The organism is Butyrivibrio sp. AE2032 (assembly GCF_000702965.1).
This window is the reverse complement of the sequence record NZ_JNLF01000005.1, coordinates 297470-314443: the sequence shown is the minus strand read 5'-3', so window position 1 is coordinate 314443 and position 16974 is coordinate 297470. Positions and strand designations below refer to the sequence as shown.

Annotated in this window: 18 protein-coding genes; all 18 read left to right on the top strand. The window is 48.0% G+C overall.

Going from position 1 to position 16974, the window contains the following annotated elements; all coding sequences use genetic code 11:
• Positions 1 to 72 precede the first annotated feature (72 nt).
• Positions 73 to 849, top strand: coding sequence for a DeoR/GlpR family DNA-binding transcription regulator (locus tag BO18_RS19150; RefSeq protein WP_034451383.1), 777 nt, complete (start codon positions 73 to 75; stop codon positions 847 to 849).
• A gap of 97 nt (positions 850 to 946) precedes the next feature.
• A complete protein-coding gene (locus BO18_RS19145; RefSeq protein ID WP_034448995.1) occupies positions 947 to 3205 on the top strand; it encodes a hypothetical protein in 2259 nt (752 codons plus the stop codon).
• 15 nt (positions 3206 to 3220) lie between these two features.
• A complete protein-coding gene (locus tag BO18_RS33110) occupies positions 3221 to 4216 on the top strand; it encodes a helix-turn-helix domain-containing protein (RefSeq protein ID WP_051688951.1) in 996 nt (331 codons plus the stop codon).
• Positions 4217 to 4233: 17 nt separating this feature from the next.
• Positions 4234 to 4857, top strand: a complete 624-nt coding sequence (gene folE, locus BO18_RS19135; RefSeq protein WP_081861149.1) for a GTP cyclohydrolase I FolE — start codon at positions 4234 to 4236, stop codon at positions 4855 to 4857.
• Between the two features lie 18 nt (positions 4858 to 4875).
• Complete coding sequence (folP, locus tag BO18_RS19130) at positions 4876 to 5754, top strand: dihydropteroate synthase (protein WP_051688950.1); 879 nt, start codon at positions 4876 to 4878, stop codon at positions 5752 to 5754.
• A 25-nt stretch (positions 5755 to 5779) separates the two neighbouring features.
• A complete protein-coding gene (gene folK / locus BO18_RS19125) occupies positions 5780 to 6589 on the top strand; it encodes a 2-amino-4-hydroxy-6-hydroxymethyldihydropteridine diphosphokinase (RefSeq protein ID WP_051688949.1) in 810 nt (269 codons plus the stop codon).
• Between the two features lie 64 nt (positions 6590 to 6653).
• A complete protein-coding gene (locus BO18_RS19120; RefSeq protein WP_034448994.1) occupies positions 6654 to 7193 on the top strand; it encodes a hypothetical protein in 540 nt (179 codons plus the stop codon).
• Positions 7193 to 7816: a dTMP kinase gene (tmk, locus tag BO18_RS19115; protein WP_051688948.1), complete on the top strand. Its 624-nt coding sequence runs from the start codon at positions 7193 to 7195 to the stop codon at positions 7814 to 7816. Before BO18_RS19120 ends, tmk begins: the two co-directional genes overlap by 1 nt.
• Positions 7816 to 8826 (top strand): DNA polymerase III subunit, encoded by a 1011-nt coding sequence (locus BO18_RS33105; protein ID WP_051688947.1) that lies wholly within the window; start codon positions 7816 to 7818, stop codon positions 8824 to 8826. Before tmk ends, BO18_RS33105 begins: the two co-directional genes overlap by 1 nt.
• Complete coding sequence (locus BO18_RS19105; RefSeq protein WP_051688946.1) at positions 8823 to 9716, top strand: PSP1 domain-containing protein; 894 nt, start codon at positions 8823 to 8825, stop codon at positions 9714 to 9716. The genes BO18_RS33105 and BO18_RS19105 overlap by 4 nt, the downstream gene beginning before the upstream one ends.
• Positions 9717 to 9855: 139 nt before the next feature.
• On the top strand, positions 9856 to 10026 hold the full coding sequence (locus BO18_RS19100; RefSeq protein ID WP_028507277.1) for a DUF362 domain-containing protein: 171 nt from the start codon (positions 9856 to 9858) through the stop codon (positions 10024 to 10026).
• Between the two features lie 126 nt (positions 10027 to 10152).
• Positions 10153 to 11004 carry a hypothetical protein gene (locus BO18_RS19095; RefSeq protein ID WP_034448993.1) on the top strand — a complete coding sequence of 284 codons (852 nt, stop codon included), beginning with the start codon at positions 10153 to 10155 and terminating at the stop codon, positions 11002 to 11004.
• Between the two features lie 29 nt (positions 11005 to 11033).
• The gene (locus tag BO18_RS34020; protein ID WP_066738388.1) at positions 11034 to 12011 is read left to right on the top strand and encodes a GNAT family N-acetyltransferase; all 978 of its coding nucleotides are present in this window, start codon (positions 11034 to 11036) and stop codon (positions 12009 to 12011) included.
• Positions 12012 to 12075: 64 nt separating this feature from the next.
• Positions 12076 to 13557 carry an alpha-L-fucosidase gene (locus BO18_RS19085; RefSeq protein WP_034448992.1) on the top strand — a complete coding sequence of 494 codons (1482 nt, stop codon included), beginning with the start codon at positions 12076 to 12078 and terminating at the stop codon, positions 13555 to 13557.
• Positions 13558 to 13599: 42 nt separating this feature from the next.
• The gene (locus BO18_RS19080; RefSeq protein ID WP_185752513.1) at positions 13600 to 14226 is read left to right on the top strand and encodes a hypothetical protein; all 627 of its coding nucleotides are present in this window, start codon (positions 13600 to 13602) and stop codon (positions 14224 to 14226) included.
• 134 nt (positions 14227 to 14360) lie between these two features.
• Complete coding sequence (locus BO18_RS19075; protein ID WP_034448990.1) at positions 14361 to 14933, top strand: TetR/AcrR family transcriptional regulator; 573 nt, start codon at positions 14361 to 14363, stop codon at positions 14931 to 14933.
• Between the two features lie 3 nt (positions 14934 to 14936).
• Positions 14937 to 15683, top strand: coding sequence for an SDR family NAD(P)-dependent oxidoreductase (locus BO18_RS19070; protein ID WP_034448989.1), 747 nt, complete (start codon positions 14937 to 14939; stop codon positions 15681 to 15683).
• The gene (locus tag BO18_RS19065; RefSeq protein WP_034448988.1) at positions 15680 to 16873 is read left to right on the top strand and encodes a hypothetical protein; all 1194 of its coding nucleotides are present in this window, start codon (positions 15680 to 15682) and stop codon (positions 16871 to 16873) included. Before BO18_RS19070 ends, BO18_RS19065 begins: the two co-directional genes overlap by 4 nt.
• Positions 16874 to 16974 lie beyond the last annotated feature (101 nt).

Here is a 16974-nt window from a genome sequence, read left to right as displayed (position 1 = left end):
GTGTTTTTCAGAAACTGCAACAAATGAAAAAAGGAATTGACTATCTGATTTTCACTTGATAATATCTTGGAGATGAATATTCCTGACAGAAGAAAACAGATACTGGATATTTTGGAAGAAGAGGGCGAGATAAATACGACCGTCCTCTCTGCCAGACTTGGCGTTACAGGAGCGACCATCAGGACCGATATCAGGGCTCTCGAGAGGGACGGTGCCATAATAAGATTCCACGGCGGCATCAGGCTTCCTCACAAGATGGCGTCTTACAGCGGCGAGAACTATATGGTCAGGGCCGTTACCCACGTTGATCTGAAGAATGCCATAGGCGCAAAAGCCGCGACTCTGGTAGGCAACGGGAATACCATTTTCATGGATGCAAGTTCAACCACTTTTCATATGATCCCTTACCTCAAGAAGGCCAAGGACGTGACCGTAATAACAAACGGGATCCATACGGCCATGGAGCTTCAGAGGAACAGCAACTTCAAATCGATCATCATTCTGGGCGGCATGCTCAGGCCCCATTCGGGTGCGATCGAGGGCCTTTCGTCGAAGGAAATGATAGGAAGGCTTTCAGCTGAGTTTTATTTCGTGTCGGGAAACGGTTTCTCTGCGGAGTCCGGACTTTCAGGTGATAATTTCTTTGAACTCGAGCTCAAGAGACTCTGTGCTGACCGCGCGAAGAAGATCGTTGCGCTCATAGACTCCACCAAGCTCGGCGCTGATTCCGCATCTTCGTTTATCCCTGCTGACAGGATCGACTATCTGGTCACCGATTCGGGCGCATCTCCCGAGAGCGTTTCGCTTTGCCGCGCTAAGGGTATCGAAGTCCTCATCGGAGAGGTATGATCCTGCGCACAGCGCGTTTTCTTAAAATTTCTATATTTTTTTCTTTTAATGTATAATACTCGGATGAAGTCATTTTCGCATAACTGAGGTTAGAAAGATGCAGATCAATCCGATAATTTTGCCCAGCTGGCTTACGAGCAAGTGTGTTTTCCAGCAGGGTGTAGAACTGAAGATCGAAGGAATCGCCGCTCCGAGCGCCACTGTTACGCTCGAGATCGTCAAGGATCCTACTGACGGCAGAAAGGTCAGTAAGCTCGATACCGATTACGGTGTCATCCTGAGCCGTGAAGCTACGACTTCCTCAAAGGGCAAGTTCAGCTTTACCATCCCGCCTTACAAGGCTTCGGGAGACGCTTACACTTTCACTTTCAAGTGCCTTACCGACCAGACCGTGCTGACTGATATCAGATGCGGTGACGTCTGGGTATTCCTGGGTTCTGATTTCCTCTCGATCCCCATGAAGGAAGCAAATGCCACGAAGGCACCTCTGAAGCGCAAGGTAATGAATTACCTGAGATTCTTCTCGCCCTCAAGATCGGGCCTCGAAGAAGGCGAGGAAGCATATCCCGCTGACGATAAGACGCATTTCAAGAATGCCGAGTGGATCAAGGTTACCGAGACAGCCCGTCTTGCCGAGGTATCCTCTTCGGCTTTTGCGTTTGCATACCGTTTGAGCGACCAGATCTCATATCCGGTCGGCATCGTTGATCTCTCATATAACGATTCCACGATCCTCAACTGGATCGCGCCTTTTGCCATGGACAGGGTTGAGGCTCTGAAGGATGTTGTTGACTCTATGGGTCTGTATCTCGACAGGGAAGCTTATGAGAAGCTCCTCTGGATCGATCAGAGAAAGAAGAAGGTCGTCGAACTCAAGGAAGAGTTCGAGAAGACCAAGGAGATAGGCGATATCGACATCGGAATGCAGGACGAGCTCAAGATGCTGCAGGGAAAAGACCCCGACGATATCAAGCCTCTGGACATAGACTTCCCGACATCCGGTGACAGTTCCCTCAACGAGACAAAGGGACATAAGGAAAACATCTCGTTCTCTTCTGCGAGCCAGCTTGATTTCAACATGATCCCTGAGAAGAAGGAGAATCCCGGAAAGCTCAGCGAAGAAGACGAGAAGAAATACATCAAGCTGAAGTTCAGGATGTCCATCCTCTACAGGACTAAGCTCGTTCCTTTGAAGAACCTTGCGGTAAGAGGATTCTGTTTCTCACCTGACAAGGGCGAGCTCCTTTTCGAGAGATACGATCTGTTCCTCATGGGACTTCTTACTACTCTTGCTGAAGTATTCGAACCCAAGGAAGTATTCGATGAGCAGGTAATGCCTTCGATACTGTTCGTTACGATGCATCCCGATGACGTAGACTTTGACAATCCGTACAGCGTCCTCGAATTTAATGAGAATTTCACGGCATTTACAAAGCTCCTCAGCATGCCTTCTGGTATCGTAAGCATGCACGACATGCTCCTGCCTGACAAGACGATAAGCTTCATTCTCGGCTTAAGACTCGCTACGATAGCTCTGGGCACGCACTTCTCGCCGAAGATGAGCAAGTCTTCACCTGAGCCGAACGACATCGAGATCGCAGGCAACAAGAGGATAATCAAGTTCAGCAATCTCGGTTCCGGACTCAACCTGCCTGACGCAGGCGTCGAGATAACGGGATTTGCCATTGCGGGCGAAGACCGCATATTCTATCCGGCACACGCAAAGAGCCTTTACGGGATGTGCGTAATGGTATGGAGAGACGACATCGAAGAACCGCAGTCCATCACTTACGGTTTCACGCCTTTCCCGCACGATGCGACACTCAAGAACGGTGAAGATCTCCCGATCCTGCCTTTCAGGTTCGACAGGGATCCCGCATATTTTGCACCCGACCTGAGCTTTACCAGATGCGACAGTCTGCAGTTCGTCGGAAAGAAGACCCCGGATTCGGAATTCGAGCTTCTGGAGATCTACAGGACTTTCAAGGGCAAGGGAATAATCTCACAGGACAACATCCACAAACTCACGGGCAGCGCTTCTCTGCGCATCCGTTATGAGACCGACAAGTCTCTCTACGGTTTTGAGCCTTGTCTTGAATATGCTTCGCTCTTCTCGCCAATCGAGATATACGGAAGGTCGAAGATCCAGCTTTCAGTCTTTAATCCCGACCAGAAGAAGAAGAAACTCATCGTTGAGGACTTCGGCGAGGCCGAGATCAAGCAGCAGCTTACATGGCAGACGATAACGCTCGATTATTCCGAGGACGGGCCGATCAGGCTCAACAGTTTGAGGATCTATATCGAGGATAAGGAACGCAACGGTGAAATCTATATTGACGCGATCAATTTCATCTGAAGAGAGGGCATATAAATGAGCAACAAGCTTCTTTCTGCAATCGAGGATAACATCTTCCTGTCCGAGGGTTCGGTGCCGATCGTAATCGAAGGCTTAGAGCACTCATACGACGAGAAAGATTATCTGCCTGATGAGAGCATGCACAATTCGCATGAACTCTTATACCTCAGGGAGGGCAAGATAGAACTTGTTCTGGGAAACGAATCCGTTGTCCTCACAAAGGGTTCGGTAGTGGTCATAAGACCTCTGGTAAGGCACAAGGTCGTTATCAAGAGCGGCAAGGTGGACATGCTAAATCTGTATTTCGGTTTTGTGCATGAATACTCTGATCTTGAGAAGACACGTGAATCCCTCAAATCAAACAAGAATACGCAGAAGCAGATAAACAGCGCCGGCCCGAGCGTATCGATCCCGGGCTCGCTCGCCAAGATATCCCTTGAGAGCTTTTTGAAGTTCGCGGATCTCGGTATCACTGAAGATACTGAGATAACGAGGCAGCCTTTCTTCGTCATAAAGGGAAGCGAGAAGAAGGAGATCAACCAACTCGCTGAGCGCATCGTGATCGAGGATTCAAAGAACTTCTATGCAAAGGAGATTATGGTCCAGACGCTTACGGTTGAACTCATGATAATCATTGCCAGAGCCATCATTAGCGAGTGGGAAGAGAGCCTCAGGGTAAAGAACGGCAAGGCCAAAGAGCTCGTCACCATAGCAAAGCAGTACATGGACGAGAATTTCGATCAGGGCATCACCGTATCGGAGGCTGCAGCTTACGTATTCCTGAGCCAGGGTTATTTCACGCGCGCCTTCAGGGATGAGATGGGAATAAGTCCGATGAACTATCTGATGAAGAAGAGGATAGAGAAGGCCTGCAAGCTGCTTCAGAACAATGAGATAAAGGTTTCCGCGATATCTTTGCAGTCGGGTTTCTCATCGCCGCAGAGATTCAATGTCGCATTCAGGAAACAGATGGGCATGACACCCATGGAATACAGAAAGAAATATCTGTGAGGATAAGGAGATAAAAGATGTACGATTACGCAAATGACAGTTCGATACCGGAGGAGAGCCGCAATAACATGGATCTCCCGAGGATCGAAAATGCCGTAAGGGAGATACTTGAGGCAATAGGCGAGGATACGGAAAGGGAAGGCCTTCAGGAGACGCCGCAGAGAGTCGCAAGAATGTATGCGGAAGTCTTTGCGGGACTTCACAGGGATATCAATAAAGACATCAAGGTCTTCCACGGTGAAGGCAACGACGAGATGATCCTCATAGGAGACATACCGTTCTATTCGATGTGCGAGCACCACCTTCTTCCGTTCCACGGCAAGGCACATGTCGTATACATCCCCAGAGACGGAAAGATCTTCGGCCTTTCAAAGGTCGCAAGGATCGTCGATACGCTTTCCAGAAGACCGCAGCTCCAGGAGCGTCTCACATCTGAGATCGCCGACGAGATCGAAAAGGCCGTCGATGCAAGAGCAGTCTGCGTTGTCCTTGAAGCCGAGCATCTCTGCATGACGATGCGAGGCATCAGGAAGCCGGGCTCAAAAACGGTTACTTCAGCCATGCGCGGCGGATGCAGGGCAGACGCAAGGACAAGGAACGAGGCCCTGGCGCTAATCAACAGACAGCGTTCGGGCATCTGATCTGAAGGAGGCTTTCTTATGAATGCTACAGACGGAAGGTTTTCGGGTACATACAGGTGCGGCGCAAGATCGCTCGACATGAGCAGGAAGACGCTGATAATGGGCATCCTCAATCTGACGCCGGATTCTTTTTCGGACGGCGGCAGATTCAACGATAAGGACGCTGCAATAGACAGATGCGCAGTCATGATCAGGGAAGGTGCGGACTGCATCGATATCGGAGGAGAGGCTACGGGTCCCAATTCCGTACCGGTCAGCGCTGAAGAGGAACTCGACCGCGTAATACCTGTCCTTGAGGTGATAAGGAGCCGTTTTGACGTGCCTATCTCCGTGGATACCATGAAGTCCGAAGTCGCGAAGCAGGCGATAACCGTCGGCTGCGACATTATCAATGACATCACGGGTTTCAAGGGCGATCCGGATATGGCCAAGACAGTCGCCGACAACGGCGTCGGATGCGTTTTGATGTTCAACAGAAGGACGAACGGCGAAGGGACTCTGTCCTACGATCCGATCAGCAGACGCGCAGTCAGAGAACTGACGGAGAGCGTTGAGATCGCCAATAAAGCAGGCATCGCCGATGACATGATCATGACCGATCCGGGTATCGGCTTCGGCACAACAAGGGCGATGGATGCAGAGCTCACGGCCGCGCTCCTCTCGCTCGGCCTGCAGGGAAAACACCCTGTTCTCTACGCAGCCTCAAGAAAGCGATTCACGAGGATATTCGCAGGCGGCGACCAGGCAAATGAGATGCAGCTGGATTATGCGACGGCAGGCCTTTCTTTCACGGCCGCATCGCTCGGCGCTTCGATGGTAAGGGTTCATAATGTTGCGGCAACAAGGATGGCTCTGGACAGTTTCGACAGCCAGTTCTATTGCTTTGCAAACATTTGATTTGTTTTAGACGAGGATAACGGGATTGGATAAGATAACACTTTCGAAAATGGAATTTGAGGGACATACGGGCTGTCTTGATTTTGAGAAAAAAGACGGACAGAAGTTCATCGTATCCCTTGATTTATTCATAGACAGGATCAAGGGCTGCTACACTGACGAACTCGGTGACACAGTCGACTATGCGAATATCTATGAGACCGTAAAAGAGATCGTGACAGGCGACAGCGGCAACCTCATAGAGTGCCTTGCACAGAAGATCTCAGACGGCGTTCTCAAGGCTGATGACCGCATCGAAAAGGTTAAGGTGACGGTATCAAAGCCCGAAGCTCCCGTTAAGGGGATTTTCGAGACGATGGAAGTATCCCTCGAGAGAAGACGCAAGGAGTTCGTTATCCTGTCACTGGGCAGCAACCTGGGAGACAGGGAGGCAAACATCCTCGCTGCAGAAGAAGCACTCAGGGCATTGGCAGGTACGGAAGGTTTTCAGTATGCGTCGATATATGAGACCGAGCCTGTCGGACTTGAGGACCAGCCTTATTTCCTGAATACATGCGTCGGTTTTTATACTGACATCGAACCTTTCGAGCTCCTGGACAGGATCCATGTTATCGAAAATGAGCTATTAAGGACGAGAGAGGTCCATTGGGGCCCCAGAACGATAGACATAGACATCATCTTCTACGGTGACAGGGTGATCATGAAGCCTGAACTTACGGTCCCTCACCCGAGATGGTATCTGAGATCATTTGTCACGGTACCTTTAAGAGAGATCCGGGATGTGGGACAGGATCACCCCGATGACAAAGAAGTGTCCCTATATAGGAAGCGCTGATAATTGAGTTATCACGTGGCAGAGTTTATAATTAAGCGTTACATAAGAACAGATGGAGGAATTTATGTCAGAAAACAATTCGGGCGCACCGGTTCAGCAGCAGGAGAACCGCAGCAACGAACAGAACAAGGAAAAGCGCCAGAGATTTGATCCGTCAAAGCAGGAAGCGGGAAGAAACAGGAATAGGGGTCAGAACCACAGAAGAAGGAATAACGGCCAGAGACAGGGTGGTTACGATAAAAAACGCGAGAACGGCGAGAACCAGGGACAGGGCGAAGGAAACAAGCCCCGCGAGCGCAATTTCAACCGTGACAAACAGGGCGGAAGAGATCAGAACAAGCCCAGGCGTGACCAGAACCGCGAGAACCGTGAGCAGGGACGCGATCAGAACCGCGAACAGAATCAGGGTAATGAGAAGCGTAACCAGCAGACAGGCTTTGCTCCCGGTCCGAAGAAGCCCAAGCGCCAGAGAGAACCTGTCGAGGAAGTGGCAAAGAACGTCAAGAAGGTTGAGACCATCGACGATATCAGAAGCGAGAACGCCAGAATAACCAAGGAAATATATCTTGAGATCGCTTCGCTCAAGAATATCAATCTCAACTGATGATGAAGGGCATATTCATTACTTTTGAGGGCATTGACGGGTGCGGCAAGAGCACCCAGTGCGAACTTCTGAAGGATTATCTTACCGATAACGGCAAAGACTTTATCTTCGTCAGGGAACCCGGCGGGACCGTGATAGGCGAGCGCATCAGAGAGATCCTTCTGGACAAGAAGAATACCCAGATGACCGCAAGGACTGAGCTCATGCTCTTTGAAGCCGCGAGAGCCCAGATAACCGATGAGGTAATAAGACCCGCATTGGAGGAGGGAAAGACCGTCATATGCGACAGGTTCTTTGATTCTTCTTCCGCATATCAGGGAAAAGCCAGAGGTATGGGCATGGAATTTGTTTCAGACCTCAACATGGCTGCAACGGGAGGCCTTAAGCCCGATATCACTTTCTTTTTCGATATCAGCGCCGAAGAAGCGCTCGAGAGACGGGGCAAGAGGGGTGAAGCTTCCGACAGGATAGAACTTGCGGGACTGAAGTTCCAGGAAGACGTAAGACAGGGATATCTTGAACTTGCCGATAATTCAGACGGACGCATCGTTACGATAGATGCAAGGCTCGGTATTGATGAGATATTCGAAGTGATAAAGAGCAACTTAGAGGGAAAGATCTGATGGCATTTTCTGCTGTTAAGGGACAGACACAGATAAAGATCAGACTGGCTGCCGAAGCGCAGAGGCGCGGCAGCGGCGCTTACATGCTCACAGGTCCCGAAGGCACGGGCAAAAGGATGCTCGCCGAGGAATTCGCCAAGGCCCTGATGTGTCCTGACGCAGGCTCTGACGGCGCATGCGGTGTCTGCCCGAACTGCAAGTATTTCGATAACTTCACGACGCCTGACGTTACGAGGGTCTATGAGCCTTCCGACACCAAGAACGTCAAGGTGGATTTCATCAAGGACAGGGTCGTTGCCGAATCCTATCTGAAACCCCAGTTCGCAAGAACGAAGACGTTCATAATAGATTTCGATTATCTCGGCGAGGAGAGCCAGAATGCGCTTTTAAAATCCCTCGAAGAACCGAGAAAAGACGTTGTGTTCATACTTACGAGTTCCAATACCGACGCTGTGCTCGACACCGTCATGTCGAGAGTTACCGAGATCAAGCTCGATACATACAGCGAGGATGAACTCGAAGAGATCGTAAGGCTCAACTTCCCTGATCTTGAAGAAGAAAAGGTGAAGTCGGCTGTATATAACAGCGGCAGGATCCCCGGCAAGGCCATCGAACTTGCAAGGGAGGATTCCGGCGTAAGCATAAGACACGAGATCAACAAGATAATGACAGCTATGCCCGGAAGCTCATACATAGATGTGCTCGAGGACTTCTGCGAAGTGCTTACGGGTTTTAAGGATGATTCGAAGATAATCGCATCTTCGATCCTGTTATTCCTCGATGATGCGGCAAGGCTCATCAATTATCCGGGCTGCCGCAGGATAAACAATGAATTGGACAGAGAGGCCATCGAGAATTTCGTGGCCGTTAATAAACATATAACCACACTTAAACTCGGAAGATGCACCGATGCGGTAAAGGCCTTTACGAGGGCTCTGGAAGTCAACGCCAATTTTGACGCTGCCGCTTCTGCGATGCTTCTCCGGATACATGAGGAGCTTAAGAAATGAAGATCGTAAACTTAAGGACAAGAGATGCCGGTGTCACGTTAAGATACCGCTGCGACGGGTTATCGCTGAGTCTCGGCGACGCCGTAATTATAGATATGGAAACGGGTGAGGAGATAGCTTTTGTAGCCCAGGAACCGTACGTCGAGGACAGCAAAGAGGATATTCCGGTTGTAAAGCGCATCGCGACAGAGAAAGAACTCGACAAGTACTATGACATATGCGCGAAAGAGAAGGAAGCCTTCTTCAAATGCAAGGAACTTATAGCCGCACGCTCGATCGAGATGAACCTCGTCGACTGCGAATACACTTTCGACATGAGAAAGCTGACTTTCTACTTCACCGCTGACGGAAGAGTAGACTTCAGAGAACTCGTAAAAGACCTGGCTTACACTTTCCGTACCAGGATCGAGTTAAGACAGATCGGTTCAAGAGACCAGGCCAAATTGGTCGGAGGCATCGGAATGTGCGGAAGAGAGCTCTGCTGCTGCTCTTTCCTCAACCGTTTCGCTCCGGTCAACTTAAAGCTCGCCAGATCCCAGGGACTGTCCCTTAATCCGGGCAAGCTCAACGGCGCGTGTGGAAGACTTATGTGCTGCCTCCAGTTCGAGAAGGAAGCCTACGACGATGCACACAGAAGGCTCCCTGAGCCCGGTGCCCGCGTCAGGACTCCTGTCGGCATGGGTGTAGTCACTGACGTCAACTATATAGAAGAGACCGTAAGCGTTAAGTTTGTCAGCGAGAATGACACGGAGATCGAGAAGTATTCCTGGGCCGATCTGGAAGAACTGAACCGTGACATGGCAAAGCGCGGCCGCGGAAACGGCGGCGGATTCAAGGATTATCCCGACATGAACGGTGCCTTTGACGAGACGGAAGGCGAGGACGAGTAAGTTTTCGACCGATGTCGCTTTGAAAGCGCAAATAAAGGCTCTCAAAGCCCATTTAAGTAAAAACAGTGTTTTTTTACTTGTTGACTTTTGAATTTTGTGGAATAATCAAATCACTATATGAATAGGAGGATAATTTAATATGGCATATGTAATTTCTGATGCTTGCGTATCTTGCGGTACATGCGCTGACGGTTGCCCTGTAGGAGCTATTTCCCAGGGTGATACACAGTACAACATCGATCCTGATGTTTGCGTATCCTGCGGTGCTTGCGAAGCTTCCTGCCCTACAGGCGCTATCGCTGAAGGCTGATAGATCGTAAGACTGTTATCAAGCAGACCTCAACGCGTTCCCTTGCGGAGCGCGTTGTTTTTTGCATTTATATTATTTTGGGAAATGTTAAAATACTTGTGACCAAAGAATAAGGGGAGAAGGATAATGCGTTCAAGACTGCTGCTGATACTGCAGATAGTTATACCGGTACTGTCGTTAAGCATTTTGGCCGTTTATGCCGGTTTTCAGTTCATCAGTGATTACTGTAATGACACCGTGCCGGATACGACATCGATCTATGTTTATGTTGTAGACCGTGTATTTGATGAGCTCAACAGAAATTATGCCGGTGCCAGAGGGATAGTTCCCGAAGATGAGACGGCGCTGATAACATATGATGACATACCGGAAATAAGCACCTGGGACGGCGTTGAGGATATATATGTGTTCAGCGATGCGGATTTCTCGAGATTTGAAGATCGTGTGATCGAAGACGGGACGGTAAAGGCCGGTATTCCTGCAGATGCTGTCAGGTACTACGGCGGCTGTTCCGGAATGGGTTCGGTATTCGGCTCTAATATCCCGGAGCAGATGCCCGAAAACAGTGACGGATATGTCGTTTATGAATATTACGCGGACCGCAAGAATAGTCCTCCGGTGATAGTTGCAGACGAGCCTGATATACTGCTGTATTACAAGTACGATCCGTCGACATGGGATATGATCCTTGAAGACCTTAATGACTATATAATCAGAGAAGATGCGATATCCGATGCAGAGATGCTCATCACCGTTGACGGAAACTCAAAAGAACTGCAGCAGCGTCTGATGAAGGAGTATCCCGCATCCAATTATTCTTCCGCGGAATTTACAAAGACTTGGAAGGATGAACACAACCGGCAGCTCTCGGTAAGGATACTTACAGCGGCAGTCTCGGTTGTTTTGATAACGGTTGCCGCCGAAGTGCTCTTCGGTATATTACGGAAGAAGGCCGCGCATTCAAAGAATGAAAGCTGATATTTGAGATTACTCGAAAGGATTATTTTATGATCAGATTTATTACTGATACAGAAGAGAAAAAGAAGATATCAAGGGAGATCCTTGAAGCCCTGACAGAATGGTTCGAGGTGGAAGAAAGCAGGGAGGCGTTTATCAGGGAGTCCGCAGATCAGCCTTTCTGGGCTGCATATTCGGAAGATGTTCCCGTCGGTTTCCTCTGCCTTAAGGAGACAGGTCCTGAGACTGTTGAACTTGCAGTTATGGGTGTCCTCAAAGACCATCACAGGGAAGGCTGGGGAAGAAGGCTTTTCGCTGCTGCAAAAGACCATGCTGCAAGGGAAGGTTACTCGTTCATACAGGTCAAGACAGTCCGTTCCGGCATGTATGAGGATTACGATAAGACTAATGAATTCTACAAGAGCCTGGGATTCAAGGAACTTGAAGTGATAGAGACAGTCTGGGATGAGGCAAATCCCTGCCAGATCTATGTCATGGGGCTTAAGAGTGCCGTTGAGACGATTGCGGTAAGGCACAGCTACAGGGGAAGATTTTCTGAAGAACCCGTTCCCGAAGAAGACCTGAAGACCATTGCTTCCGCTGGGATCGCTGCACCGTCGGGATGCAACAAGCAGACTACGGACATAATAGTGGTCAACGATCCTGATGTCCTTGGAAAGATAAAAGCATCGATAGATCCACCGGTCGCACAGACGGCGCCTGCCATGATCGTCGTTCTTTCAAGAAAGATCAATGCATACCGTGACAGATGTTTTGCCATACAGGACTATTCCGCAGCAATAGAGAACATGCTCCTGGCTATTGTAGAACTCGGCTATCAGAGCTGCTGGTATGAAGGTCATATCACCGATGAGGACCGTATTTGCGACAAGATCGCTTCTATCCTGAACGTTCCTGAAGGATATGACGTCGTATGCGTTCTCCCCGTCGGAAAAGCTCTTGAGGAGTTCCACGCTCCCAGCAAGAAGCCTTTCTCAGAGAGAGTAAAGTTCAACAGCTTCACATAAGATCCGGAAGACACATCCTGCATATAACCGGACTATCAAGAACTTCATTAACGTAGAGATTTTTATGGATAACAAAGAGTATCTTAAGCAGATAGAAGAAGTGATCTCAAACGGAAGATATAAGGCTGACTGGGCATCTCTTTCAGGTCACAAGACACCTGACTGGTATGTACAGGCAAAGCTCGGTATCTTCATCCACTGGGGCGTTTACAGCGTTCCCGCGTATGCATGCGAGTGGTATCCGAGATGGATGTACAATCCCGGTTCGCGCGAGTACGAATTCCATAAGAAGAACTTCGGTGATCCCAAGGATTTCGGGTATAAGGATTTTATCCCGATGTTCAAGGGTGAGAATTTCGATGCGGGCAAATGGGTCGAACTTTTTAAGCGTGCCGGCGCCAAATACATAATGCCCGTATGTGAGCACCACGACGGCTTTGCTATGTACGATTCTGAATTGAACCGCTGGAACGCAGCGAAAATGGGACCTTGCAGGGATGTCATCGCCGAGATAAGAAAAGCCTGCGAAGATAATGATCTCGTCTTCTGCGGCTCATCTCACAGGGCGGAGCATTACTTCTACATGAACCTCGGAAGGAAGATCGAAAGCGATGTAAACGATGAGGAATACAGGGATTTTTACGGCCCCGCATATCTATGTCCCGAGATGGATGACACTGAAGTGTTCAGTTATCTTCCCAACGCCTTATCGCCCGTGGGACCTGATGAGGAGTGGCTCGAAGACTGGCTCGTAAAGACGTGTGAACTGATAGACAGATGCAGGCCGCTGATACTATATTTCGACACCTGGATACATCATCAGGCTTTCAAGCCTTATCTGAAAAAAGTCTGTGCTTACTACTACAACAGGGCTGAAGAATGGGGAAAGGAAGTCACGATCAATTACAAGCATGAGGCATTCCCGCCGACTGTTGCGACCTTCGATGTCGAAAGAGGCGCGCTGACCGGCATCTCTCCGTTGCCTTGGCAGACTGATACGGCGATAGGAAAGATATCCTGGGGATACATTAGGGACAATGAGTTCAAGCCTTCAAGACAGGTTATCTGCGACCTTGTCGACATCGTAAGTAAGAACGGAATGCTGCTCATAAACGTCGGCCCGAAGCCCGACGGCACCATCACTGAAGAAGAGACCAAAGTCCTCGAGGAACTCGGTGAATGGATGGACATCAACGGTGAAGGTATTTACGGAACGGTGCCGTGGAGACAATTCGGTGAGGGCGATGTAAATAACTCTGAAGGCTCGTTCATGGATAACGATGAGAAACAGTTCACATCCAAAGACTACAGGTTTACTTACAAGAATGGATATCTCTATGCATTCTGCATGAGACCCGATTCTGATACGTTCCTCATCAGATCACTCAAGATCATGGGCGAGCGTGACTTCGTGACCGGATCTGTGGAGGTGCTCGGAGATTATTCTGTTATTGATACCAAGCGCAGCGCGGAGGGACTTAAGATCGTTTTGGACAGAAAGCCCGATTCCGATAAGCCGGTATGTTTTAAGGTGGAGATAACGTAAGGTTTGGTTTTGAGTTGTTTTATATCTGTATTCTACAAAAGAATGAGTAAGAAAAAAGTATTAGTAATACCAGTGGTGTTGATGTTTGTTTTGAGTATTCCTTTGGGAGTATTGAGTGCTAACACATACAGTAAGTTTGAGATATGCCAATATTATAGAAAGCAAGTAGTACTGAAAGAAGATGTGATATTGGATGATGTGTATACAACAGAAAAATTTGGCACTTCAGTAATATTACCCGCAGGGGTGACAGGTTATATAAGCGATAAAGTTGATTATTGGGGCGATGAATTGGGATATGAGTATATAGACACTTCATTTGTTCTTGATGATGGAAATTATATTGATATAGCTGTTTCAATTAAAGAAGACGCAGAGCCTTTTGATATTCCAACTATTGATATAAGCAGATTGGACAATGCTCAAACTATTCTATCTGAATATAAACAGTCGCGAGAAAAATATACCACCAGAGTAAATAGTGCAAAAGTAGTGGGTGCTGTGGTTGGAGTTGCTTTTTCTTTGCTATTATCTTTATTGTTTTTTATTATAAAAACCAAACAAGGAATAAAAGGCAAATCAAACATGATAATTTTTGGAGTTGCTAGTGTAATAGACGTAATCCTTATATTGGGATTATTGATATCATTCGTGTTTTTGAATGTCTGATTTGTATTAGTTTAATAGTTTTTATTGAGGGTGCTTGTGTCTGAGATATGATGTTGCATTTTTAACACCTTGACACTCTTTTGCCTGCGTGTTAATTTATGGATGAATAAAAATTCATTCATAAAGGAGCAGCCATGCCTAAGTCACAGGAACGTTGTCAGGAGATAAGGGAAGAGACAAAGAATCTCATAGTGAAGAAGTCGGTCCTGTATTTTGCCAGGAACGGTTTTGCGGGAACGAAGATAAGTGATCTGTCAAAACACATCGGTATCGCCCAGGGCACCATCTACATATATTTCAAGTCAAAAGAAGAGCTGTATTCGGAGATATTTGCGATATCGGATAAGATTGCCAAAAATGACAAGCTGACGATGCTCGCAAAGCTTCCTCTTCCTGCCGACCAGAAGATAAAGAAGATGTCGGAATACGTTATCAAGAGTCTGAAGGTAGATGAGATGTTCGCTGCCGGGATCGCACTCTTTACCCAGAGGATCCTTGAGGGTGAAGCAGATCAGACATTCTATAAGACTACGGAGAAGATAATCAGACAGGGACAGAAAGAGGGCACAGTCGTATCAGGCAGCGCACGCAAGCTTTCGGAGTTCTACTGGGGCGTCGTATACCTTTATGCCGTTAAGAGCCTTTATACTGCAGACTCTGTCATGATCAGCTCTTCTGACCTCGCCAGAGTGCTTTTGGAGGACTGATTTATGATAGCGATCATCACAGGCGCAACAGGAGACATCGGTGAGGAGTTCGTAAAAAGACTTCTGGATGAGACCGATCAGATATGGGCAGTAGGCAGGAGCGAAGCCAAGCTCGAGTCCTTGAAGGAAAGATACGGTGATAAGATCATTCCGTTTAAAGTGGATCTTTCAGATAAGGATGAGCTGTTCGGATTCTGCAGGATGATAATTAATGAGAAACCTTCCATTAAGTATCTAGTCAATAATGCAGGTGTCGCAAAGCTCGGCCCGGTATCGGAGTTCACGCTCGAAGAGATAAGCGATCTTCTGGATATCAACGACAAGGCAGCTACATTGATCAGCAGAGCTGCACTACCATTCATGGAAAAAGGCTCTTATATCCTGAACGTAGCATCGGCATCTGCTTTCCAGCCTAATCCTTATATTGCGCTTTATTCAGCGAGCAAGGCATATCTCCTGTCATTTACAAGAAGCCTCAATGCAGAGAATAAGGATATTAACTGTATGGCTATCTGCCCCGGATGGGTCGATACGAAAATGCTCCCGAAAACGAATAACGGGAAAGAGATAAAGTATCCCGGTATCGTTCCGCCTTCAAGAGTAGTCGACTGCGCGCTGAAGGACTGCCGCAGGGGAAAGGACGTTTCCGTTTGTTCGTTCTATTACAGCTACATGAGATTTCTTAGCAAGATAACCCCTCACAGGCTCGTAATGAAGATCTGGCTCGGGATGCTGAAGCCCTATATATGAGATATAGGATCGAAACGGAAAGGGAGAACCTTTTCGACGTGAGCATGGTGATAGCCATGCGCGTGCGCATCATAGGAGAAGTCTCTTTCCATCAGCTCGAAATGGCTTTCCGCAAGGCCGTCTCAACATATGAGATACTCAACTCCGGGATCGTGATCGAGGAAAACGGTGATGCTTATTATGTTGAGTGTCCTGATCCCCTGAGCAGTTTTACTGAGACAGGACTCGGCTTTGAAGACCTGATCTTCGAAAATGAGCGTGTCCGTTTCAGGATAGAGAACGGGGAATACATAAGGGGATTTCATTCGCCTGACGGGCTTGTATTCCTTATGCATCATCTTGGCGGTGACGGCAAGTCTCTGCTGTATTTCATTGAGACATTCATGAGCATACTTGCAGGTGAAGAAGTAAGAAAAGTTCCGTTCGATAATCTTCCTGTGTCAGCGCTTCCAGAAGCGGGCAGGCTGCCTTTTCTTTACAGACTTTTCATCAGGTCGTGGAACAGAAAATGGAAGAAGATGAGGCGTGTGTTTACATACGAAGATATGGACAGCGCATATGATGCTTTCTGGCATGAACATAAGACTAAGACTGTCATTGAGGAATACGGCAGTGAAGAACTCAATGCCATGCTCGACGAATGTAAGCGATGCGGATGTTCTCTGACGTCTTATCTGACAGCCGTTTGGCTCAAGGACATGCCTGGTTTGCGCGATGTGGGATTTGCTGTTGACGGCAGGCTCAAAGATGAGCGGACCATGGGTAATTTTGCGACTGGTATCCATGTGAAATACAGATACGATGACAGCTTGAGCATTGCGGAAAATGCAGTCAGGATAAACTCGCTCATGAAGAAGAATCTCGCTGATCCTGTAATGAGATACAGCGTTCTTCATTTTACAGGTGAATTCGATCCGGCGCTCATTGATAGTCTGAGCCTGGAAGCTTGCGGCGCTTTCCATACAAAGCTGACTTCAAGATTTGCGGACATCATGACATACGGGAAAAAGAAAAGGGATCTCAGCATCACTAATCTGATGAGAGCCTGCATAAAGACTGACTACGGTGCGGTCAGGATAGATGACATAACATTCGTTCCTCCCGTCGTATCCTACGGTAAGAATCTGATAGGGATAATAACCGTTAATGACAGGATGATCATTTCGCATCATACGATGGATAGTATATAAGATATATATCTTGAATAGACCTGAAGTTCGAAAGCCTCAGATCGATAAAGTGCTTATCTGTGCAACTTGATACACGCAAACGGCAACTCACGTAATGACAT